The 24,044-nt window shown below is 35.6% G+C and carries 19 protein-coding genes; 17 read left to right on the plus strand and 2 right to left on the minus strand.

Going from position 1 to position 24,044, the window contains the following annotated elements; all coding sequences use genetic code 11:
* The first annotated feature begins 18 nt into the window (after positions 1-18).
* The 3 genes from rpsL to fusA are packed head-to-tail and all read left to right on the plus strand — an operon-like array spanning position 19 to position 2,977.
* A complete protein-coding gene (rpsL, locus tag C6H25_RS04240; protein WP_014659103.1) occupies positions 19-405 on the plus strand; it encodes a 30S ribosomal protein S12 in 387 nt (128 codons plus the stop codon).
* 14 nt (positions 406-419) lie between these two features.
* Entirely contained in the window at positions 420-887 is a 468-nt protein-coding gene (gene rpsG / locus C6H25_RS04245; protein WP_104748219.1) for a 30S ribosomal protein S7, read from the plus strand.
* 11 nt (positions 888-898) lie between these two features.
* The gene (gene fusA, locus C6H25_RS04250) at positions 899-2,977 is read left to right on the plus strand and encodes an elongation factor G (protein WP_104748220.1); all 2,079 of its coding nucleotides are present in this window, start codon (positions 899-901) and stop codon (positions 2,975-2,977) included.
* A 78-nt stretch (positions 2,978-3,055) separates the two neighbouring features.
* On the opposite strand, the gene murG is transcribed toward fusA, so the two are convergent.
* Both murG and fliW read right to left on the minus strand, forming a co-directional pair.
* A complete protein-coding gene (gene murG, locus C6H25_RS04255; protein WP_104748221.1) occupies positions 3,056-4,117 on the minus strand; it encodes an undecaprenyldiphospho-muramoylpentapeptide beta-N-acetylglucosaminyltransferase in 1,062 nt (353 codons plus the stop codon).
* Positions 4,118-4,129: 12 nt separating this feature from the next.
* The gene (gene fliW / locus C6H25_RS04260) at positions 4,130-4,537 is read right to left on the minus strand and encodes a flagellar assembly protein FliW (protein ID WP_104748222.1); all 408 of its coding nucleotides are present in this window, start codon (positions 4,535-4,537) and stop codon (positions 4,130-4,132) included.
* A 134-nt stretch (positions 4,538-4,671) separates the two neighbouring features.
* Here fliW and valS point away from each other — a divergent pair, with 134 nt between their 5' ends.
* The 14 genes from valS (at position 4,672) to C6H25_RS04330 (ending at position 23,811) form a co-directional block, all read left to right on the plus strand.
* Positions 4,672-7,284: a valine--tRNA ligase gene (gene valS, locus C6H25_RS04265; protein ID WP_199768939.1), complete on the plus strand. Its 2,613-nt coding sequence runs from the start codon at positions 4,672-4,674 to the stop codon at positions 7,282-7,284.
* Between the two features lie 13 nt (positions 7,285-7,297).
* Positions 7,298-8,644, plus strand: coding sequence for a signal recognition particle protein (gene ffh / locus C6H25_RS04270; RefSeq protein ID WP_104748224.1), 1,347 nt, complete (start codon positions 7,298-7,300; stop codon positions 8,642-8,644).
* A gap of 73 nt (positions 8,645-8,717) precedes the next feature.
* Entirely contained in the window at positions 8,718-8,948 is a 231-nt protein-coding gene (rpsP, locus tag C6H25_RS04275; protein WP_014660035.1) for a 30S ribosomal protein S16, read from the plus strand.
* A 16-nt stretch (positions 8,949-8,964) separates the two neighbouring features.
* Positions 8,965-9,303: a KH domain-containing protein gene (locus C6H25_RS04280; RefSeq protein ID WP_104748225.1), complete on the plus strand. Its 339-nt coding sequence runs from the start codon at positions 8,965-8,967 to the stop codon at positions 9,301-9,303.
* Positions 9,303-9,848, plus strand: a complete 546-nt coding sequence (gene rimM, locus C6H25_RS04285; RefSeq protein WP_104748226.1) for a ribosome maturation factor RimM — start codon at positions 9,303-9,305, stop codon at positions 9,846-9,848. Before C6H25_RS04280 ends, rimM begins: the two co-directional genes overlap by 1 nt.
* Complete coding sequence (gene trmD, locus C6H25_RS04290; RefSeq protein ID WP_104748227.1) at positions 9,849-10,538, plus strand: tRNA (guanosine(37)-N1)-methyltransferase TrmD; 690 nt, start codon at positions 9,849-9,851, stop codon at positions 10,536-10,538. It abuts the gene before it with no gap.
* Between the two features lie 21 nt (positions 10,539-10,559).
* Complete coding sequence (rplS, locus tag C6H25_RS04295) at positions 10,560-10,916, plus strand: 50S ribosomal protein L19 (protein WP_104748228.1); 357 nt, start codon at positions 10,560-10,562, stop codon at positions 10,914-10,916.
* Between the two features lie 1,228 nt (positions 10,917-12,144).
* Positions 12,145-12,327, plus strand: a complete 183-nt coding sequence (locus C6H25_RS04300) for a hypothetical protein (RefSeq protein WP_104748229.1) — start codon at positions 12,145-12,147, stop codon at positions 12,325-12,327.
* A 309-nt stretch (positions 12,328-12,636) separates the two neighbouring features.
* Positions 12,637-13,740 carry a DMT family transporter gene (locus C6H25_RS04305; protein ID WP_104748230.1) on the plus strand — a complete coding sequence of 368 codons (1,104 nt, stop codon included), beginning with the start codon at positions 12,637-12,639 and terminating at the stop codon, positions 13,738-13,740.
* Positions 13,741-13,880: 140 nt separating this feature from the next.
* Entirely contained in the window at positions 13,881-15,740 is a 1,860-nt protein-coding gene (locus tag C6H25_RS04310; RefSeq protein ID WP_233707327.1) for an outer membrane protein, read from the plus strand.
* A 118-nt stretch (positions 15,741-15,858) separates the two neighbouring features.
* Positions 15,859-17,958 (plus strand): outer membrane beta-barrel protein, encoded by a 2,100-nt coding sequence (locus tag C6H25_RS04315; RefSeq protein ID WP_104748231.1) that lies wholly within the window; start codon positions 15,859-15,861, stop codon positions 17,956-17,958.
* A 136-nt stretch (positions 17,959-18,094) separates the two neighbouring features.
* Positions 18,095-20,074 carry a hypothetical protein gene (locus C6H25_RS04320; RefSeq protein WP_104748232.1) on the plus strand — a complete coding sequence of 660 codons (1,980 nt, stop codon included), beginning with the start codon at positions 18,095-18,097 and terminating at the stop codon, positions 20,072-20,074.
* Positions 20,075-20,212: 138 nt separating this feature from the next.
* Positions 20,213-22,003 carry a hypothetical protein gene (locus C6H25_RS04325; RefSeq protein ID WP_104748233.1) on the plus strand — a complete coding sequence of 597 codons (1,791 nt, stop codon included), beginning with the start codon at positions 20,213-20,215 and terminating at the stop codon, positions 22,001-22,003.
* Entirely contained in the window at positions 22,003-23,811 is a 1,809-nt protein-coding gene (locus tag C6H25_RS04330; protein WP_158653871.1) for a hypothetical protein, read from the plus strand. Before C6H25_RS04325 ends, C6H25_RS04330 begins: the two co-directional genes overlap by 1 nt.
* Positions 23,812-24,044: the final 233 nt, after the last annotated feature.

Genomic DNA, 24,044 nt, shown 5'->3' on the forward strand with positions numbered 1-24,044 from the left:
TTAGAATAAGGAAAAATAGTGCCTACTATCAATCAGTTGATTAGAAAAGAAAGGAAAAAGGTGGTTAAAAAAACTAAATCACCTGCATTAGTGGAATGCCCCCAAAGAAGGGGGGTTTGTACTAGAGTTTATACAACTACTCCAAAGAAGCCTAACTCGGCTTTAAGAAAGGTTGCTAAGGTTCGTTTGACTAGTAAGTTTGAAGTGATTAGCTACATTCCGGGTGAAGGACACAACCTACAAGAGCACTCCATCGTGTTAGTGCGTGGTGGTAGGGTGAAGGACTTACCGGGTGTGAAATATCATATTGTTCGTGGTGCCTTAGATACTGCAGGAGTTAGCAAGAGAACGGTTTCACGCTCTAAGTATGGAACCAAGAGAGCTAAAGCAACAGATAAGAAGTAAAAGGAAATAGAGACATGAGAAGAAGAAAAGCACCCGTTAGGGAAGTTTTGGGCGACCCTGTTTATGGAAACAAGGTGGTTACTAAGTTCATCAACAAAATGATGTATGATGGCAAAAAGAGTGTGGCTGAAAAAATCATCTACAAGGCTTTTGATAAGATTGAAGAAAAAAGTGGCGAAAAGGGTATTGAAGTTTTTGAAAAAGCTCTAGAGAGAGTGCGTCCTTTAGTTGAAGTTAGAAGTAGAAGAGTAGGTGGAGCTACCTATCAAGTGCCTGTAGAAGTGAGGGCAAGCCGCCAACAATCATTGTCAATTCGTTGGATTCTAGAAGCGACTAGAAAACGCAATGAAAGGATGATGGTAGATAGATTAGCTAATGAACTTATGGATGCGGCTAGTGATAAAGGTGCGGCTTTTAAGAAAAAAGAAGATGTGCATAAGATGGCAGAGGCGAATAAAGCGTTCGCACATTATCGCTGGTAATTGGAGTTAGAATGGCTAGAAAAACCCCATTAAATAGAATTAGAAATATTGGTATCGCCGCTCACATTGATGCCGGGAAGACCACTACATCTGAAAGAATTTTATTCTATACAGGTGTGAGCCATAAGATTGGTGAAGTGCATGATGGTGCTGCGACGATGGATTGGATGGAGCAAGAGAAGGAGAGAGGGATCACCATTACTTCTGCGGCAACAACTTGCTTTTGGAAAGACTATCAAATTAATTTGATTGACACTCCGGGACACGTAGATTTTACTATTGAAGTAGAACGCTCTATGCGTGTTTTAGATGGTGCGGTCTCAGTGTTTTGTTCTGTTGGAGGTGTGCAACCTCAAAGTGAGACCGTATGGCGTCAAGCAAATAAATATGGTGTGCCTAGAATTGTTTTTGTAAACAAAATGGATAGGATTGGGGCGAATTTCTATAATGTAGAAAATCAAATCAAGCAACGCTTAAAGGCTAATCCTGTGCCTATTAATATTCCTATTGGGGCTGAAGATACTTTTGCTGGCGTGATTGATTTAGTCCAAATGAAGGCTATTGTTTGGAATAATGAAGCTATGGGAGCGAAATATGATGTGGAAGAAATTCCTAGCGATTTGTTAGAGAAAGCTAAGGAATATAGAGAGAAGCTTGTAGAAGCCGTAGCTGAGCAAGATGAAGCCTTAATGGAGAAGTATTTGGGCGGCGAAGAGCTAAGCATTGAAGAAATCAAAAAGGGCATTAAAACAGGTTGTTTGAACATGAGCCTTGTTCCTATGCTTTGTGGCTCTTCTTTTAAGAATAAGGGCGTGCAGACTTTACTAGATGCAGTAATTGATTACTTACCAGCTCCTACGGAGGTTATGGACATTAAGGGCATTGACCCTAAGAATGAAGAAGAAGTCTTTGTTAAGTCTAGTGATGATGGCGAGTTTGCTGGTTTGGCGTTTAAAATTATGACCGACCCTTTTGTGGGACAACTCACTTTTGTGCGTGTGTATCGCGGCAAGCTAGATTCTGGTAGTTATGTGTATAACTCTACAAAAGACAAGAAAGAGCGTGTAGGAAGACTTCTCAAAATGCACTCTAATAAGAGAGAAGATATTAAAGAAGTTTATGCAGGTGAGATTTGTGCATTCGTAGGGTTAAAAGATACGCTAACAGGTGATACTCTTTGTGATGAAAAGAATGCAGTGGTTTTAGAGAGAATGGAATTTCCTGAGCCCGTCATTCACATCGCTGTGGAGCCTAAGACTAAGGCAGACCAAGAAAAAATGGGGGTAGCTTTAGGAAAGCTTGCTGAAGAAGACCCAAGCTTTAGAGTGATGACCCAAGAAGAAACCGGACAAACTCTCATTGGTGGTATGGGTGAGTTACATCTAGAAATTATCGTAGACAGATTAAAAAGAGAGTTTAAGGTGGAAGCTGAAATCGGTCAGCCACAAGTTGCTTTCAGAGAGACCATCCGCTCAAGTGTAAGCAAAGAGCATAAATACGCTAAACAAAGCGGTGGTCGTGGGCAATATGGGCATGTATTCATTAAGCTTGAGCCTAAAGAGCCAGGTAGTGGGTATGAGTTTGTGAATGAAATTTCTGGTGGCGTGATTCCTAAAGAATATATTCCAGCCGTGGATAAGGGTATCCAAGAAGCTATGCAAAATGGTGTTCTAGCAGGTTATCCGGTGGTAGATTTTAAAGTTACCCTTTATGATGGAAGTTACCATGATGTGGACTCTTCGGAAATGGCATTTAAAATTGCTGGTTCTATGGCATTTAAAGAGGCAAGTCGTGCAGCGAATCCAGTTTTACTAGAGCCTATGATGAAAGTAGAAGTAGAGGTTCCTGAAGAATATATGGGTGATGTGATTGGCGACTTAAACAGAAGAAGGGGGCAAATCAATTCTATGGACGATAGATTAGGGTTGAAAATTGTCAATGCCTTTGTGCCATTGGTGGAGATGTTTGGCTATTCTACTGATTTGCGCTCAGCCACTCAAGGGCGTGGGACTTACTCTATGGAATTTGACCACTACGGCGAAGTGCCTAGCAATATTGCTAAGGAAATTGTAGAAAAGCGTAAGGGGTAAGGGAATTTTTGGTATATTGTGGGGTGGGGAAATTCCGACAATCATGGGTTTTACTCGCAGTTGCGAGTTCTACCTTTTTTAACTATTCATTACATAATCTATAATCGTTTTAGCACCATTTTGAGCGATTTTATTTTGTAGTTTCTGGCTGATAGTGGCGATATTTTTATTCCCTTGTTCGTCTTTTTGGTTGAGTTTTCTAACCACTTCAAAGAGTTTTTTAGGTAGCAACTCATTTTGTGGCACGATGTAAGAGAGACTTTCTTTTTCAAATTCTAGGACATTGTGGTATTGATGGTTATGGCTTGCGAAGGGATAGGGGATAAAAAGCGTGGGTAAGCCATTCGCACACAATTCCCATACGCTACTTGCTCCTGCACGGCTAACACATAAATCTGCTTGCGACATAATTTTAGGCATTTCATGGCTGAAAGCAAACAATTCTATTTGGTCAAGTATGCCTAAATCTTGGTAATACGCACGCATTCTTTCATAAGCCTCTTTCCCACATTGATGAGAGATTTTAATCCCTTTTTTAGTGAGTTTAGGGGCATTGAGCAAAACAAATTCATTGATGGCTTTTGCCCCTTGTGAACCGCCTAAGAATAAAATATGCTTGATTTCTGTTCGTGTTCTAGCTAGGTCAAAAAAGGTGTTTTGCACCGGATAGGGGGTTAGGATATGACTGCCCTTATCCTTGAAGGAATAACTTGAAAACACAGCTTTAGCTCTAGGGGAGAGATAGCGATTGAGTGTGCCTTTAATGGCATTTTGCTCATGGATATAGAGTGGAGTGTCATTAAGTAGGCTTGCAAAACTCGCAGGACCTGCACTAAAACCGCCTACGCTAATGGTATGGGTGATTTTATGTTTTTTTAAAATCTTTCTTGCTTTTAAAGTGGCTCTAGCTTGCAAGAATAAAGAGCCTATTTTTTTAAAAAAGCTTTTATTGACAACACCTTGAGTGTTAAAAAAATAGCATGCTTCAAATAGGGGGCTATTTTCAAACCATTCTTTATCTTGCCCATAGGTTGAACCCAAGTAAATAGCGCTTATGCCTTGATTTTCTAATTCTAGAGCTAAGGCTTTAGCGATAGAGAGATGCCCGCCTGTGCCTCCCCCTGTAAGAGCGATTTTCATAGCTTTTAATCCTTAAGCTCGTTCTCTTTCTTTTATCACAAAGCTTTTTAAAGGGTCTCTAAAGCCAAAATCCGGATAATCCATCATAGAGAGAGCTACTTGGGCCCCAAAGCCATTTTTAGGGTTAAAAACTAAGGGGGCTAAGAAATTCACCATAGAATCTTCTAAATTTTTTTGTAATACAACCACGCAATACACCTCTACTTTGGAATTTAAATCTAATTCTAGCAGTAATTCTATGTATTTGGGTATAGTAAAGCTATATTCTCGTAAATAATAGGGGTTAGCTAAGACCATATCTAGCGTGAGATGAGAATTGTTTTGACTAATCAGGCGGCTAAATAGAGGGTCAATTTTTTCTAAACGCACCTCGTTGATATGCTCAAATCCTAAGATAGGGGCTTTTAAAAAGTAATTCACTAGGCTATCCTTTATATTTAATGCTTATGTTGTTTGTTGTATAATTCAAAAAAAATACGCAACTCATAAGGCGTAAAAGCAAAAGGCATTCCAAAAGTTAAAAAGTTAAGGAATGCTAAAATTACAGGATAATGATGAAACAAGACACAAACACCTATCAACCCAAAGAGATAGAAAAAGAGATTTATGAAATTTGCTCTCATAGGGGGTATTTTGAAATTGATGGCAATAAAGAAATCCAAGAAAACAAGCATTTTTGCTTGATGATGCCCCCCCCTAATGTTACAGGCGTCTTACACATAGGGCATGCTCTCACTCTAAGCTTACAAGATATTTTAACTCGCTACAAGCGAATGGATGGTTATAAAACCTTGTATCAACCAGGGCTTGACCATGCAGGCATTGCCACTCAAAATGTTGTAGAAAAGCAACTTCTAGCTCAAGGGATAAAAAAAGAAGATTTAGGGCGTGAAAAATTTGTAGAAAAAGTTTGGGAATGGAAAGAAAAAAGTGGGGGGGCGATATTAGAACAAATGAAGCACTTAGGCGTGAGTGCGGCGTTTTCTAGGACTCGTTTCACTATGGATAAAGGCTTACAAAGAGCGGTGAAAGTGGCGTTTTTGAAATGGTATGAAAAAGGTCTCATTGCTCAAGATAATTACATGGTGAATTGGTGCACTAAAGATGGAGCGTTGAGTGATATTGAAGTGGAGTATGAAGAGCATAAGGGGGCGTTATATCACATTAAATACTATTTGGAAAATCAAAAAGATTATTTAGTGGTGGCTACCACACGCCCTGAGACTTTATTTGGTGATAGTGCGGTTATGGTAAATCCAAATGATGAGAGATACAAGCATTTAGTAGGGCAAAATGTCATCTTGCCTTTAATCAATCGCACAATTCCCATTATCGCTGATGAGCATGTGGAAATGGAGTTTGGCACAGGGTGTGTGAAAGTTACTCCAAGCCATGATTTTAACGATTATGAAGTAGGCAAACGCCATCATTTAGAAATGATTAAAATCTTTGATGAAAAAGGGATTTTAAATGCCCTTTGTGGGGAGTTTGAAAATTTAGAGCGCTTAGTTGCAAGAGTTAAGGTGGTAGAGAAATTAAAAGAATGCGAATTATTAGAAAAGATAGAAGAGCATAAGCATCAAGTGGGGCATTGCTATCGTTGTCATAATGTGGTAGAACCTTATGTGTCTAAGCAATGGTTTGTTAAACCTGAAATCGCTAAAAACTCTATTGAAAAAATTCAAAAAGGTTTGGCTAAATTCTACCCCCCTAACTGGATAAATAATTACAACGCTTGGATGAGAGAATTACGCCCATGGTGTATTAGTAGGCAATTATTTTGGGGGCATCAAATACCGGTTTTTACTTGTGAAAATAACCATCAATTTGTGAGTGTGGATACCCCTTTATTTTGTCCTACTTGTAAGAGTGAAAAACTAGAGCAAGATAAAGATGTGCTAGATACTTGGTTTAGCTCAGGGCTATGGGCGTTTTCAACTCTTGGGTGGGGTCAAGAACAAAGTGATTTGTTTAATGAAAATGATTTAAAAGACTTCTATCCTAATACAACGCTTATTACAGGATTTGACATACTCTTTTTTTGGGTGGCTAGAATGCTCTTTTGTAGCGAATCGCTTTTGGGCGAATTGCCTTTTAAAGATATTTATTTGCACGCACTGGTTCGAGATGAAAAGGGCGAAAAAATGAGTAAATCTAAGGGGAATGTGATAGACCCCTTAGAGATGATAGAAAAATATGGTGCGGATAGCTTGCGTTTCACTTTAGCGAATTTGTGTGCGACAGGGCGTGATATTAAGCTCTCTCAAACGCATTTAGAAAATAACAAGAATTTTGCTAACAAGCTTTTTAATGCGGTAAGTTATTTAAAGCTTAAGAAAGAATCTTTTAAAGACAGAGAGTACTTGAATGAATATCTTACACCCTTAGGGCGTTATGCGAAATCTCGCTTGAATTTAGCTACAAAAGAAGTGCGTAACACCTTAGATAACTATCGTTTTAACGACGCTACGACTTTGTTATACCGCTTTTTATGGGGGGAATTTTGCGATTGGTTCATTGAATTTTCTAAAGTGGAAAATGAATCCATTGATGAATTAGGGAGTGTGTTAAAAGAGAGTTTAAAACTCTTGCACCCTTTTATGCCTTTTATTAGTGAATTTTTATACCATAGGCTAAGTAACACTAGATTAGAAAATGCTCGTTCTATTATGGTTATGCCTTATCCTAAGGATTTAAAGCGAGATGAAAAATTAGAGCGTGAATTTGAAGTGATTAAAGATAGCATTGTGTCTTTAAGGCGTTTAAAAATCATGCTAGAAGTGCCACCGATTGTTTTAAAAGAAGCAAGCGTGGAGTTAAGAGAGAAATTAGAAAACTTGAAGCGTTTAGAAAACTACGCTCAAAAATTAGCGAGATTAGAAAAAGTAAGCGTTATTAACTCTAAGCCTTTAAAAAGCGTGAGTGATGTGGGGGAATTGTGTCAAACGCATGCGAATTTAGAGAATATTGATGTAAGCCCTTTGATACTTCGCTTAAAAAAGCAACTAGAAAAATTAGAAAAAGAAAAATTAAAGCTCAATTTACACAATGAAAATTTTGTGAAAAATGCCCCTAAAAATGTGCTAGAAAAAGCACAAGAGAATTTAAAAACGCTTTTAGAAAAAGAAAGTAAGATTAAGCAAGAATTAGATTTGCTAGAACAATAATGGAAGGATAAAAATGTTTCAGGCATTAAGTGATGGGTTTAAAAATGCGTTAAATAAAATCCGCTTTCAAGATGATGAAAAAGCGCTTGATAGGGCGTTAGATGAATTGAAAAAAACGCTTTTAAGAAATGATGTGCATCATAAAGTCGCTAGAGAGCTATTAAAAAAGGTGGAATCTCAAACTAAGGCTAATGGCATTGGCAAGCAACAATTTTTAGACGCTTTAGAAAAAAGCCTATTAGAGATTTTAAGCACCAAAGGTAGTAGTGGTTTTACTTTTGCTAACACGCCCCCAACAGTTGTTTTAATGGCAGGTTTACAAGGAAGTGGTAAGACAACCACCACTGCTAAACTCGCTTACTATTTAAAAACTAAGAATAAAAAAGTGCTTTTATGTGCATGTGATTTGCAACGCCTAGCGGCTGTGGAGCAATTAAAGGTTTTAGGCGAACAGGTGGGTGTAGAAGTCTTTTATGAAGAAAATAAAAGCGTTAAAGAAATCGCACAAAATGCCTTAAAAAGAGCTAAAGAAGCACAATTTGATGTGCTGATTGTAGATAGTGCGGGGCGTTTAGCTATTGATAAAGAGCTTATGAATGAATTAAAAGAAGTTAAAGAAATCTTAAACCCCCATGAAGTGTTATATGTGGCAGACGCATTAAGCGGGCAAGATGGCGTAAAAAGTGCTAATACTTTTAATGAAGAAATAGGTGTTAGTGGGGTGGTTTTAAGCAAGTTTGATAGCGATTCTAAGGGGGGTATTGCATTAGGTATTACTTATCAATTAGGCTTACCCTTACGCTTTATTGGAAGCGGAGAAAAAATCCCTGATTTAGATGTGTTTGTGCCTGAAAGAATTGTAGGGCGTTTAATGGGGGCTGGAGATATACTCTCACTAGCTGAAAAAACCGCAAGCGTTTTAAACCCTAATGAAGCCAAAGATTTGAGTAAAAAGCTCAAAAAAGGGCAATTCACTTTCAATGACTTTTTAAATCAAATTGAAAAAGTTAAAAAATTAGGCTCTATGAGTTCATTAATTTCTATGATTCCAGGCTTAGGGAATATGGCAAACGCCTTAAAAGACACGGATTTAGAAAATTCCTTAGAAGTGAAAAAAATCAAGGCCATGGTTAATTCTATGACTAAAAAAGAGCAAGAAAACCCAGATATTTTAAATGGTAGCAGAAGAAAGAGAATTGCTTTAGGGAGTGGCTTAGAAGTATCTGAAATCAATCGCATTATCAAGCGATTTGACCAAGCAAGCAAAATGGCAAAACGCCTAAGCAATAAAAAAGGTATTAGTGATTTGATGAACTTAATGAGCCAAGCTAAAAATCAAATGCCCCCTAAAATGCGTTAAGGTTTAAGCATATTTTAGGGGCTTTTATTGTATAATCTCAAATTTAACACGAATATTTTAGGAGATTTTTATAATGACAGTCATTAGACTCACTCGCATTGGAAGAAAGAAAAAGCCTTTTTACAGAGTGGTGGTAACCGATTCTAGAAAACGAAGAGATGGGGGCTGGATTGAATCTATTGGGTATTACAACCCTTTAAGCGAGCCTAAGGATATTAAGATTGATATGGAGCGTTTGAATTATTGGAAAGGTGTGGGGGCTAAAATGAGTGAGAGAGTGGAAAAACTTTCTCAAAAAGCCTAAGGTCTTATGAGATTAAATGCACGAATTAGATTCTCTCAAAACGCCTTTTTCTCAAGCTGAATGCAAGGACTATTCGCATTGTGTGGCGACTTTTTTAGAAAAATATCTCAAAAAAGTCGTGCGTTTCCCCCAAGTTTTGAGTGTAGAGCATACGCTTTTAGAAGATAAAGTCAAGCAAATCGCCATTTATACCCACCCCTTAGACATGGGGCATGTGATTGGTAAAGAAGGCAAAATGGTGAGTGCGATTAAGGCGTTTGTTTCAGGTGTGAAAGCTAAAGATGGGTTTTCTTATAAAATAGTTGTTTTTGCTAGTAAAAACCCTTATGTTTTAGGTGATGAAACGCTTTCTTAATGCTCTTAGTCGGTAAAATTGGTAAAAGTGTGGGGCTTAATGGGGGGTTGAAACTCCATTTAGAGAGTGATTTTCCTGAGTGCTTGAAAAAGGGCGTTAGGGTTAGCATCGCTCCCTTAAATGCCTTATCTCGCACTTCTTCTTTTAAAGATTATATCATTCATTCTTATGAGCATGCTAAAAACTTGCTATTCTTAGAAAATATAAAAACGCTTGAAATGGCTAAAAAACTTACTAACTTGGGGCTTTTTATGAGTGAAACAGAGAGCAAGAAACTCTGTGTTTTGAAAGAAGGTGAGTTTTTTTATTGTGATTTAGTGGGACTTAGTATTGTTGAAGAAAATGAAGTTTTAGGCGAAGTGGTAGAAATCCAAAGGATTTCTCAAATTGACTATTTTATTGTAAAAACCACGCTTGGCTTGGTTGAAAAAAATTTGGCTAAGACTTTTTTAATCCCTTATAGAGATTTTTATATTAAAGAAATTATTTTGCAAGACAAAAAGATAATAACAAGCCATGCAAAAATGCTTTTAGAGACAAGTTAAGTGAAATTTAGTGTTTTTACTCTTTTCCCACAGCTCGTGTTACCTTATTTTCAAGACTCCATTTTAAAAAGAGCGTTAGAAAAAAATCTTTTTGAATTAGAAGTATTAAATCTTAGAGATTTTAGCACAAACAAGTATCAAAAAGCCGACCATACCTTAATAGGTGGGGGTGCAGGACAAATTTTAGACCCTGAGATGATAGAAAACGCCCTAAATTCTATTAAAACCCCCAAGCACACGATTTTTTTAAGTGCTGTAGGTAAGCCTTTTAAGCAAATGGATGCGATGCGTTTAGCTCAAAAAAAGCATGTGGTTTTAGTGTGTGGGCGATATGATGGCATTGATGAAAGAGCTATAGAACTTAATGCTGATGAAGTCTTTTCTCTAGGCGATTTTATTTTAACAGGCGGTGAGCTTGGGGCGTTATGCTTGATAGATAGTGTCGCTCGTCAAATTCAAGGGGTCTTAGGTAACGCTCAATCTTTAGAGAATGAGAGTTTTGAAAATAACTCTTTAGAAGCCCCTAATTTTGCTAACGCACCCTTTAAATCAAAAGAAATCAATAAAATTCCTGCACCTTTAGAATATTCTAAAGGAAATCATGCTAAAATCAAGCAACTAAAACTTGATTTGTCAAAGTTAAGGACAAAGTTTCATCGCCTTGATTTATTTAGTCAGCACAAATCATAAAATTTACATTAAGGAAAACAGATGAAAAACCGCTACATTCAGCAGTTTGAAGACGCTCAATTAAAAGATAAAGCCATGCCGCAATTCAAAGCGGGCGACACTTTAAGACTTGGTATCACCATTAAAGAAGGCGAAAAAACACGGACACAATATTTTGAAGGCGTGTGTATTGCTATTAGGGGTAATGGTGTGGATAAGACTTTTTGTGTGCGTAAAATGGGGGCTAACAATATCGGCGTAGAGAAAATCTTTCCTTTCTATAGTGAGAGTTTAGCGAGTGTTGAAGTGTTACGCATCGGTAGAGTGCGTCGTGCGAAGCTTTATTACTTGCGTGATAGAAGGGGTAAAGCAGCTAGAATTAAGGAAGTGCGTAAGTAGTTTTTCTTAAACTCGCTTGAGCGTTCTATAAAATTTCTTAAACCCCTAAAGGTATTTTTTAGGGGTTTCTCTTATCTTTGGTAATTTTTAATAGGCTCTATTTGCAAATGGTGTTGTTTTTTGAACTAATGACAAAAAGAGTTTGTAATAGCAATTGTGAGGCAAGGCAATAATTCTTAAGCAATACAAAAATATAAAAGGAATTAAGTGCCTTTTATTTTTTGAAGTGTGGGGACTTTAAAAAAACTAGGCTCTGTTAAAACATTGTATTGACAGCTTGTCTTTTTTAATAATATTATTAATATAATATAAAAAATATTTTATAAAAAAGAGTTTTTAATTCTTTTTAAAAATTAGTATTTATTATATTAAAGTTTATTTGATTAAACTCTATTTTGTTATTTTTAAAACACCAATACTTTGTTTAAAAATAGCTAAAAACTAAATGTCTTTTAAAGCAAGGGTTTTGATGTGGGAAGGAGTATCAGCGAGCGTTATTAAAAAGTGCTAAACGCACTTTTAATAAACAACGAATAAAAACATAAGTCTTTTAGCCACCCTAAGATGTCTTTTGAAAATAAGTAAAATTTTAAAAAAGCAAATACAAGTTAGCAAATAAAAGAAACGCAAAAAATAAAAGTTTTTAATTATATATATTTGATCTAAAATAACACCTATCAATATTTTTAACAAGTAGAGCCTTTTTAATATTAAGAATAGTTTTTTATTTTTGACTTTTTCTTAGTTCTGTTAGGCATGTTTTGATGCTTTGCATTTAAAAAAGTCTTTGAGCATTTGTTTGTTGAATGGCATATTTAAGAACTATAGGGCATTTGACTGCAAGACTTGTTTAACACTTGAAAACAATAATTTTTAGAAACTGCTAATCATTTTTAATAAGGCTTTGTAAGACTTATGAATTTTTACAATTAATCAATGGTTTATAAGCCTAAAAAAGGGATTTCAATTAAATCTTAGTAATTTTATATCTTATTATCAGTCATACAAAGAGATATTTTAGTCTAGGGGTATTTGAATTGGTGGTGGGATTATTTTTTAAGTCATGTTTTTCTAATATTTATTTTTAATCTTGTAATTTTAGCCAAAGTTATTCGTATAGAAAGCTTTTTATTGTTGTTCTGTTGGCATTGTTTTTTTTTTTTTTTGATATAATAAACATTTTTCAATTTTTGAAAAAATTTATTATTGTATTTATAAAGGAGTTGTTATGAAGTTTGTAGTCGGCATGCTTAGTGTTGTTGTGGTGGTATTTTTGGGTTTTGAGTTTAAAAAGCATCAAACTCATGGCAAAATGGTTTTGAAAAATTTAGAAGAACAAGATAGAAATATTGAGCAGTTACTAGAAGACATCAATCGTTTGGAGCGTGCATTGACTGCTTTAAAGCATTAGTGTTGGTTAAAAAGCTAAATTTAGCTTTTTAAGTTTTTGAAAATAACTTTCTTATCTAATCTTTTTGTAAAGGTTAGAAAATCTCATCTAAAACTAATCTTAGAAAATATCTAGATGATATGAAGAATAAAAAGTGGATTTTTATTGGTAAAAATATTTTTTAAAGTGTATATACGAAACAAAATATTCCAATATAAAAGCAAAAACATGTCTATTCTAAGAAAATCTTAAAAAATTCACAACTTTTTTAATAATTGATTAATAAAACTTTTTAGATAATTGAAAGCCTTAAAAACTAAAGGAGATTTTATGAATAATGTTACAAATACACGCATAAGCCCAATGACTTATGTTATTTTTCTTTTAGGTATCTTATTTTTATCTTTTACAGCCCCTTGGCAGAAAATGTCTAATTTTGACCCTGCTACAGGAGCGTTTATCCGTTGCTTAGGGGGTGCATTGTGTTTAGTGCCATTTGCTTTTATAGAAGCAAAAAGCAAGGGCTGGCTGAATAAGAAAGGTGTTTGGCTTTCTATTTTAGCGGGGCTTGTTTTGGGGATTGACTTTACTGCATGGAATTATTCTATCTTTTTTGTAGGCTCAGGAATTGCTTCTATTTTGTTAAATATCCAAGTGATTATTTTGCCAGCATTAGCGTTTATGATAGATAAAGAGCGTATTCCTTTAAGCTATTATATTTTGGCTCCTATTATGCTAGTAGGGGTGATTTTAGCAGGCGGAGCTTTAGAGCATGGCATAGTAGACCCTAATGGACCCCAAGAAGTCTTTGGCATGAGTATTATGGCGGTAGGCACGATTTGTGGCTTGACTTCAGGGTGTTGTTATGGGGTGTATTTATTCGCTAGCAGAAGAGCTGGAAGAATCAATCAAGGTCAAATTGTTCAGCCTATTATGATTGCATCTTTTGCACAGCTTATAGCTCCTTTAATTTGGGCTTACTTAGTTACTGGAAATGGTTTTGATATAGCAACTGGCGTTATGGTAGAGACGGCTCAAAGCTTGGATATTAGTGAAATGATAAGAGGTTTAAGAGAAATGCGCTTGCCTAAAGATGAAATTGAGCAATTAACTAGCATTACGCACTCAGTAACCGCAGGCGACCCTATTAATGGTGTGAGCTGGTTTTGGATGTTTATAGAGTGTGTTCTAGGTCAAGCATGTGCATGGACTTTTGCTCAATATGGTAGTGTGAAATTGAATCCGACTTTAGGAGCAGGATTACTCATCTTAAGTCCTGTAGCCACCGTAGCCATTATTGCTCCATTCTTGTTTGGCGAGACCTTATCAGCCTTACAAATTTTTGGTGTGGTTGTGGCACTCCTAGCTGTAGCCTATCAAAATGGTTTGTTAAAAGCTCTTTTTGCATATAAGCAGAAACAATACAATGTATAGGTTTTATAGAGGGTTTTAGTTTGCATAGTGTTACTTCTTTGATAAAAAGGGTAACACTATCTTTATTATTTGATGATTTTTATTTTTAAAGTTGGTCAAAAATGTTAAAACATATCTAAAAATAATTATAAAGGTAAGCGATGATAAAGCAAAAGAGTAGGGGAGACAAAATATTAAAGCAACTTTTTATACCCCAAATAAATCTTAATAAATTTCCCATTATTTTAACTTTGCTTGGTGCTTTTGGTGAATGCGAGACCCATCAAAAAAGCGGTTTTTTTATAGAAGGTGGGTTTGAGACAGGACTATTAGAAAGCAGAGAAGAAAAGAGACTAAAAGAATCTGTTGTTAGACGACCTCAATTTATAAGGCTAGCAAAAATGCCCCAAAAAGCCTATTTTTCTAATTCCACAATCTCTAAAAGCACTGCACCTATATGGACAGAAAAAAATTTACAAGATTCTAATAATGGTTTTAGCACTACAAACGCCCTAAAACTTAGCCTTGATAAGAATACTCACACGCTCAATATTAAAAATTATTTGCCTTATGATTTGCATAATCTTAACTTGGTATGGGATAGAGGCGATGGAAAAAAGATTGTAATTGCTGGATTAGAAAGCTTAGATGCTCAAAGTCAAGTTAATCTAAATACTAATGTTTTAGAAATGCTTAAGGGAGTAAATGAGCCCAACCTAATCTTAGAGGCATCATCATTTTCTGATGAAAACACTCAAAGAGTGTTGCAAAGTCTACAAGATATTAAGGTTAATTTAGAGGGGAGTTTTGATTTGACTTGGGTGCATCAGTATCTAAGCAGAGATGGCAATATCACTTTAGAGCAAGCTAAATATTATGCTGATATTTTATATAATTTTGCTTATGTGTTAAGCTCTAAAGAATGGGCTGATTTGGTAATGAGCTACCCAGAAAATTTTACCGACAATGGTAAAGTAATTGATAAAGATTTTTTGGTTAATCAATACCGAAGGACAGAAAAATTAATTCTCTTTGTTTTGCCAGCATCAGGGGGAGAGGCTGGTTTAATGGGGAATTGTCCGGTTGTAATTCAAGGTGCTCCGCCTTGCTCTATGTTTGGGCTTATGGATAAAGTTATTGACCCTAATATTGACCCTTTTTTAAAGGGGTTAAACATGAGCGATAAGCGTTCGCGCACTGATTTTCAAACTTTAGTGCATGAGTTTGGGCATGTAAAGGGCTATGACCATGATGGTAATTTAACTTGTGCTGATGGAAGTGTTAAGGGGACTTGGTGTTATGGTGGGGATAACCATCAATATGGCACCCATGATGGCAAGCGATACTATAAGGGCATGGTAGGGGTTACTCAGAGCGCATGGCAAACGCTAGGTAAAGAGGGTAAACTTCCTATTGATTATAAAACGATTGGTAATGATTTTACCCCAAGCGCGAGTATGAATCAATCTTTTATCAATAGTTTAACAAATGCTGTGCAGAATTTAGGCTCTAGCTCAGGTGCTTCTAGTAGTGTTAGCACTAAGAATTATCGCTCATCTATGGTAGGATTTAACTTTAAGATGGGTTATCAAGAATATTTTAATGATTTTTTAGGAATATCATACTATGGGATTGTAAAATATAACTATTCTAAGATAAATCATGTTGCCAAAAAAGTCCAACAATTAGGCTTGGGCGTTGGAGCAGATTTATTGATAGATTTTGTCAATTCATATTCTCAAAACAATCTTTTAAATTCATTAGGTATCTTTACAGGTCTTAGGGCTTTATACAACCGCTATAGCTTAATCAAACAAGTTAAAAATACCGGAAATTTAAATCTTGTTACCGGTTTTAATTACCGCCATAAACGCTCCAAGTATTCTATAGGGGTAGATTTGCCTCTAATTCAAAATAAGATTAAAGTTGCTTTTGATGATGTTAATTATCAAGGTGCAATGATTTTGAAAGAGGGAATCAGTCATTTTAATGTATTTTTTAATTACGGATGGGTATTTTAGGTCTTTTAGAGTTTAATAATTTTTAATAAAAGCTAAATTAAAGTTTTTTGAATTAAAATATAAAACGAAAGTAAAAAACTATAATGATAAATGAATGACAAACAAAAAAAGGAAAGTTTTGAATAAGAATTTTAAGATTTTTTCTAAAAGCATAGCTTTTATTTTGGTAGGGCTATTGAGCGAATGTGAGGCACACCCAAAGAGCGGATTTTTTATAGAGGCAGGTTTTGAGAGTGGATACCTAGAAACTAGGGAGCAAAAATATCCTAAATTCACAAGCTATTCTAACAGCGAGATTTTTAAGCCCCTTTTCTCACCTAAAACATCTCATTCCAAAACAAGCACCACTAATACTTCTAGTAGCGTGGGTAATAAAATCAATCAGCAGAGTTCAAAAGCACCTCAAACTACGCCTCAAACTACGCCTAATAATGCACCAACTAATACACCAACCACGCCAACACCAACCACGCAAAATGTTCCTCAAGGGGTTGCTAAAGTAGAAGTTACTCCTCCAAAGCAAGATAAAATCCCTAAAACGCCAAGTTTTAATGACTCTCTTACTTTTAAAGATAGTGCACCAATCACTTCTGTAGAGCTTAGTATAAGCGATTTGAATAACCCAACAGAAGGCTCACTTTTTAACGATAAAGAAAAACTTAATAATGGGAGTATTAAGTTTTCTACTAAAACGCCGGTGCGTCTTAGCTATGATAGCGCTAATCAACAAGTGAGTTTAGAAAGCTTTATTCCTGTTAATTTAGCTGATGTGGATTTGTATGTTAAAGTGCAAGATGAAAAAGGACAAACCAAAGAAGTTCAAATTGCTACGATTGTTAATTTGCCTAAAAATTCAAGCACCACTTTTGATGCCTCTAAAATTGGTGCGTTAGAAAAATTGCAAGGACATATTGACCCAAGCGATTTTGTGATTAAACCCGGAGATAAAGCTGATAAAGAAACAATAAGAGTTATCAATAGTCTTAATACGATTACAACCAACATTCATGGGCATTTTACAGACCTTAGACAACCTCAAAATATGAATTGGTGTAGCTCTTATGGTAGTTCTTGTTTTCAGTCTGTAGATCCTTGGTTTGCGGAGGCGTTTTCTAAGAATTTATTGAATTTAGCGTTTGTTTTAGATTCGCAAAAATGGGAAGATGCTATCAATCAGGCAAGCTTTACTTTCCATGATGAAGGGAGAGAGATTCCAAAGCAAGAAGTTATTGATAACATGCGAGGCGATAGCAGAGATTTACGCTTGCAAGAGTTAAATCGTTCGCTTAATAATGGTATCGCAGGGCTTGGTAGCTCTACTCTTTATGCGTTGGAGAGTGCGGTATTTAGCGAATATTCTAGCCCTTTATTTTGGGACCCTAATGCGACAGCAGACAAGTATTTAGAAAGGTTTTATCAATTTTTGCATGAATATTCTCATACTAGGGGTTATAAACATAATGGTAACATGACTTATAATGGTGGTTATTTACAACCTTATGGTGAAGGCTTTACTTCAGTAACCACTCAAGTATGGCTAGAAATGGCGCGTAGTGGTGAATTGCCCTTTATGACAGACGCTCCAAGCGGGCAATATGACCCCATGAAAGATATTCCTAAAAGTAGGCAATACAACCCTATCACCTTACAGCCAGAAAATTCTATGGCGGTTCAAAGCTTTGCTACTGCTTTAAATGACATTGTTCAAAAAACTCGCTCTAACACTCAAATAACCCCCACAACAAGCCAGCAAAAAGCCCCTATGCTAGGCTTTAATACCATGTTAGGTTATCAGCAATATTTTAATAATGTTATAGGTTTGTCTTACTATGGATTTTTCAATTATAATCACGCATCTATGAAGGGCTCTGTAGGTAATGTGGTGCAAATGGGCTTGGGGGTAGGGAGTAATTTATTGCTAGATTTTGTCAATGTCTATAATGGAAAACAATTTAAGAGTTCTTTTGGAATTTTTGCAGGAGCTAGGGGCGTGTGGAATAATTACAAGCTTTTGAAGAAAAATAAGAATTTAGGGAATGTGCATTTTACAACCGGAGTGAATTACCGCTATAAGCATTCAAAATTTTCTTTAGGCATTAGTGTGCCTTTAATCAATCAAAAGATTCAAGCCAAAAGCGCTGATTTAGTCAGTGAAGTAACCTTACAAGAGACTCCTAAAAACATGCATATTTTCTTAAATTATGGGTGGATTTTTTAAAACATAAAATTGAGGTTACAATGAAAAAATGCTTGGTGTGTTGTAATGAATATAGTCTATTATCTCTCTATAGACCTTTTATCTCTCTATTCTCTTTTTCTTTTTTTAGGTTTCTTGGGGGGGGGGGGGTGCTTATTTGCTAAAAATCTTTTTATTTTTATGCGTTTTATTAGCAAATCTTTTGAACGCTCACCAAAAAGATGGGTTTTTTATAGAGGGAGGTTTTGAAACCGGTATGCTAGAGCATAAAGAAATCCAAAGGCATGAAAGCATTCCTTGTAATGAGGCTTTATGTGTGAATAGTTCTTATTATTTATCGCATGCAAGCGAGATTTTAACCCCTAATCAAAATGCCTCTGGCGTAACCTTTAGCACAAAAAATATTATTCAAACAATCATTAAAGATAACACCTTGCAAATTGAAAGCTTTTTGCCTTATGATTTATCTAATGTCAGTTTGGTTATGCATGCAGGTGGTAAGGATATTGTTATCACACATTTGCAAGAACTCCCACAATTTAGTTTAGCAAAGTTTAATTTAGATACTTTTCCCATTCTCAAGCAATATAAAAATGATACAAATATTTCTTTTAGTATAGAGCCTAGTGCTTATTCTTCTATGGATACAACAAGAGTTTTAGACGCTATCAATTCTATTAAGGTTAATATCATTGGCACTTTTAGTAATGAGCCAACAGGCGATACTTATCCATGGGTAGAGACCAAAAATGGTAAAAAAGTAACCGTAAATGTTAGCGATTATGTGCCGGTTACCGGGGCTTTAGCACGAGATTATATTTATGTGTTACTGAATGTGGCGTATTTATTCAGTTCTAAAGAATGGAAGGTGGCTTTAGAAAACGCTCCTTTTGCGTTTGTAAACGCTGAGAAACCTTTTGACCCTAATCCTTGTTTGAACAAAGATAAGCAAAGGATTGATTTTGATACTTGCACAACTGATGCCACACCTAATATCTACGGACAAGCTCCTGCATGGTGTGCAGAGCCTAATTCGCAAGGTTGTCATATATGGACGCCTAAGCAAGTGTGGGAGAACTTTACTAACCAATGCGGATACAATACACATAGTTCTGCAAGCTTTAATGATTGCTTGAATATTCAGGGGAGTTTAAAAGATGACAACAGCACAGACTTTGGGAGTGTGAAACTAAACTTAGGCGTGATTAATACTAATGCAAATGTCTATGGGCGTGGGTGGTTTGGGAGCTTGGGTTTAGATGAAGATTTCATCAATCAAAACAATAAAATTTGGCACACATGGGATTGGAAAGATAGTTTTCCTTTGTATGATATTTTTCATGAATACGGACATACAAGAGGCTATAGCCATAATGGCGATATGACTTATCCTAACAATAAAACAATGTATGATATTTGTGAGGGGGCAGACCATACAAATTGCCATGAAGTGCATGCGGGCTATGCGGGCTTAAGCGAAGAAGTTTTAATGCAACTAGCCAAGCAAGATAAATTACCTATCAATTACGCTACGCTTAGCGCTCAAAAAGCCCCTCATTACAATTTGAATTTAGCGCCTAATTTGCAAAAAAATCCAAGTTTTGGATACAGCTTACCAAGATTATTGAATTTTAATTCTTCGCAAAATACTAATGGGATAGTAGGTGCTGATATTAAGATAGGTTATCAACAATATTTTAATGATTTTTTAGGTCTAGGGTATTATGGTATTTTTAAATATAACCACACGAATGCTAAGGGAGATATTGGCACTATCAATCAATATGGTTATGGAGTGGGGGCAGATTTATTGCTAGATTTTTTAAATAGCTATACATCTAGTAGGCATCATAAAGAAAGTAATTTTATCAGTTCATTGGGGACTTTTATGGGGTTAAGGGCTTTTTATAACCGCTATCAGCTAATGAATACAGCCAAAAATAGGGGTAATATCAACATTGTTTTTGGCTTTAACTACCGCCATAAACATTCTAAATATAGCATTGGGGCGTCCTTACCACTTATCCAGCAAAACATGAAAATGGATTTTCAAACCCCTTTTTATTTGGGTGTGGCATCTTTTGATATGGGGGTAAGCCATTTTAATCTCTTTTTTAACTATGGATGGGTATTTTAAAACTTTAAAATTTTTAACCCATTAAATAATTTTCTCGCTAAAAGCTACTTTAAAGTTTTTTCAATACAATAAGGACAATCAAAATATTATAAGAATAAATGGATATTAAATAGATAAACCTAAATATAAGGAAATATTTTGAAAAGAATTAGTAATAGTATGTGCTTGATTTTGGCAAGTCTCTTTGGCGAATGTGAGGCAAGCCCTAGAAGTGGGGTCTTTATTGAGGGAGGGTTTGAAACCGGAATGTTAGAAACACAACAACAAGTGCTCCAAAGAGTTACCAAGACTATTAATGAGCCATTTGTGCCTTTAGGAGCCATTCAAAAAATGGGTTCTGAGCTTTTTTCAACGGCTGATAGCATTGCAAAGCTTAAGTTCTCAGCTAGAGAGCCTATTCAAATAAGATTTGATGCACAAAAGAATGCTATTGTAGTAGAAAACTTTCTGCCTTATAATTTAGATAAAGTGCAAATTAAAGTTACAGATATTCAAGGTCATGAGATTTATGTGGGTATTTTAGAAACATTGCCTAAGCAATCTCTTATGAGTATTCCTAAAGAGACTTTTGAAAGCCTTAAGGGGGTGGATTTAAATCAAGCTGATTTTAATGTCAATCATTCTAGTCAATCTAGCGAGATGACTCAAAGGGTGTTTAGGGCTATTGACGCAGTTAGCGCTAATATTTTTTTAGAATATAAAAATCAGTCTTATAGTCCGGGCTTATATTGCAAGGAGGGTATAGATTGTAATGCGGTTTTTAATAAGGAATGGGCGGGTTTATACACAGATTTGGTCTTAAACATGGCGTATGTCTATAGCACTGATGAATGGAAAAATGCCATTTTAAACGCTCCTTTTGATTTTACCAATAGAAATAGCCCCTCAGATTGCAATAAAGATGATTTATCCACTTGCGTAACTCCTAAAGATAATGGGCTTGCACCTAGTGGCACTAGCAAAGAATACTTTGTATCCCCAGAAAGTATTGTGAAAAATTTTACGGACACCATGACAATTGAGGGGCATTTATTAAAAGATAGTAATGTTGAGGGGTATGGAACTCCTTTGGGTAATTCTTCTAGGGGGGCTTTGGCTATAGAAACTTACAATCTTTTACCCTCCAAACTCTATAATGCTGATTATACGCAAATCCAATACGCTCTAAGCGTGATTTTACACGAATACTCGCACACTAGAGGTTATTCGCACAATGGCAACATGACCTATCCAGTTGATGATACAACTTATGATGTGTGTGCTACGCACCCTAATTACCCAAATTGTGCGAAAGTGCCTGCGGGGTTTGTAGGGGTTACTCGCTCTGTATGGAATGATTTATTAGGCAAAAACGCTCTGCCTATCAATTATAAAGATTTAGACAAACAACAAGATTTATTACTTCCCTCACAAGCATCTGCTAACACGCTTATTAGCACCATTAATGAAAGTATTTCGGCGATGCAATCGGTTTCAAAAGCCAATAAATCCGCCACCCTAGGCTTTAACTTCAAACTAGGTTACCAACAATATTTTAACAACTATTTTGGGTTATCTTATTATGGAATAGTGAAATACAATTATGCTAAAGCCAATAACTTTGCTAAAAAAATCAATCAAGTAGGATTAGGCATAGGAGTTGAGGCTCTCTTAGACTTTACCAAAAACTTTGGAATCTTTAGTGGTTTTAGAGGGCTATACAATCGCTATAGTTTATTAAACCAAAATAAAAATACCGGTAATATTGAATTCGTAGGAGGGATTAATTTTTGGGGTAAAAAATCAAAATATTCTATAGGGGTTTCTTTACCTTTGATTCAAAGGAATATGAAAGTAGCTTTTAATAATCCTAATGCTTATGGGCATGTTATTTTAAAAGAGGGGGTGAGCCATTTCAATGTGTTTTTTAACTATGGGTGGGTGTTTTAGTGAGATATACAAAAATGGGGTTTTTAAATAGAAGTATCGTTTTGATGATAGCGAGTTTAAGTGGCTTAGAGGCAAGCCCTAGGAATGGGTTTTTTATAGAGGGTGGGTTTGAAACCGGAATGTTAGAGAGCGAAGAAAGAATCAAACGCAATCAAGTTATTTCTCGTCCTATGCTTTCAGCACCATTACTTTCTAATAAACAGCTTTCAAGCGACCAAAAAAGCGTTTTTTCTAAGACAAAATTAAGCGATACGAGCAATAATTTTAGCACCATGCATTTAATAAAAAGCGTGCTTACAATGAATGGCATTGAGTTGTCTAATTATTTGCCTTATACTCTAAATGGGCTTAATCTAGTTGCAAGACCAAGAAATGGGGATAAACCGATTGTTTTAGCAACATTAGAGAGTTTGAAAGATTTTTCTAAAACCACTTTAGATGTGTCTCAATTTGATTTTATCAATTCAAAAATTGATTCTAATGACCTTAAAACCTATCTTAATAATATCACTAAGTTTAATAGCGAATATGAATTAGAGCTTGTGCCATCTCAAATTGCTGATTCTATTACCAAGCGTGTTGTTGATTCTTTAGGACAGATTAAAGTGGATATTCCTTTAGGTTTTAGCGATAAAGGTTTTACAAGCGATACGAAGCCAAATGGTCAAAGCGTGTATGCCCCCATAACGCAAAAAGATGCTCAAGAATACGCTGAGATGTTTGCCAATTTAGCCTATGTATTAAGCTCTAATACATGGGAGCAAGCTATCTTAAAAGCCCCTTTTGTTTTTTCTAACTCTTCTTCTGTTGGTCTTAATGGGCAATTAGTTAGTAGCGGAGAGACTATAGCCCCACAAACAATTATTGATAAATTTCAAGCCCCTAGAAACCAAACTTTATACCTTTCTATCTTGGATGCATCTAATTTTAGCGGGCTTTCAACCACTTTATCTTTGAGCATGCGAGCTGAATATTTAAACCCTGATTATGTCAAAATTTTAAAAGACCCCAATTTGATTAGCGATGCTAATGAGCGTTTTAATTTAGAAGTATTTTTACATGAATATTCTCACACTAAAGGTTATGATAGCGACCATAAGGCTGGCAACATGACCTATTCTAATGTGCCTGAAAACCCAAACCCCACTCCATCGTGCCCGCAAGGGGATTATTGCATTAATAATAAGGGTGTGATTCCTGGGTTTGTAGGAGTTAGTGCTCAAGCTTGGACAACTCTAGCTAAAGAAAACAAGCTCCCTATAAACTATAACGAACTTTCTAATCAACAACCCTTTAATCTCATGCTTAGTGCTTTAAAAACGCAATTAAATGAAGTTACAACAAGCATAAATAACAAGAACGCTCGTTCCGCCACCCTAGGCTTTAACTTCAAACTAGGTTACCAACAATATTTTAACAACTATTTTGGGTTATCTTATTATGGAATAGTGAAATACAATTATGCTAAAGCCAATAACTTTGCTAAAAAAATCAATCAAGTAGGATTAGGCATAGGAGTTGAGGCTCTCTTAGACTTTACTAAAAACTTTGGAATCTTTAGTGGTTTTAGAGGGCTATACAATCGCTATAGTTTATTAAACCAAAATAAAAATACCGGCAATATTGAATTCGTAGGAGGGATTAATTTTTGGGGTAAAAAATCAAAATATTCTATAGGGGTTTCTTTACCTTTGATTCAAAGGAATATGAAAGTAGCCTTTAATAATCCTAATGCTTATGGGCATGTTATTTTAAAAGAGGGGGTTAGTCATTTTAATGTGTTCTTTAACTATGGGTGGGTGTTTTAAAAAAAGATTTAAGCCATGGGGCTTGCAAAATGATGTAGGATATTTTTGTGGTTTTAGAGATTTTTGGAGTTTCTTGCCCTAAAATTCAATTTTAATCGTTACTTGCAAAAGATTGATGAAATTTATCAGAACCCCCGAGAAAAGCCTTCTGTAATAAGGTTCAATTCCTAAACACCCTCCAACTTCAGCACATTTTTCAAAACACTCCATAAATTTAAGCAAACCTTAAGCTT

The sequence above is a fragment of the Helicobacter cetorum genome, from assembly GCF_900198405.1.
Taxonomy (GTDB): Bacteria; Campylobacterota; Campylobacteria; order Campylobacterales; family Helicobacteraceae; genus Helicobacter; species Helicobacter cetorum_C.